Here is a 232-nt window from a genome sequence, read left to right as displayed (position 1 = left end):
GCAGTCCGCCGGCCAAGAGAAGATGGGGATGCCGATCCTGCGGAGTGCCTGCACGCGAAGTAGCTGGGAGCGGAAGCGCGTCGCGCTCGAGAACGACGACCTGCTTGAAGTAAGGGGAAAGCACTCCAGCGGCAGACAATCCGCCGATGCCCGCTCCTATCACGACGGCGCGCTGCCCGAAGTAGTGGTACATGTTCGCTCCTCACAATTCGTTCGTCCATCTGCTCGCGGC

The 232-nt window shown here is 62.9% G+C and carries 1 protein-coding gene; it reads right to left on the bottom strand.

The window, feature by feature from the left end; translation table 11 throughout:
- Positions 1-193 (bottom strand): FAD-dependent monooxygenase (locus ACZXDY_RS46785; RefSeq protein WP_464350143.1); only part of this gene is annotated, 193 nt, incomplete at its 3' end.
- Positions 194-232 lie beyond the last annotated feature (39 nt).

This window comes from Bradyrhizobium sp. LeoB3 (assembly GCF_055456055.1).
Note: the sequence above shows the minus strand (reverse complement) of the source record. Positions and strands in the feature narration are given on the sequence as shown.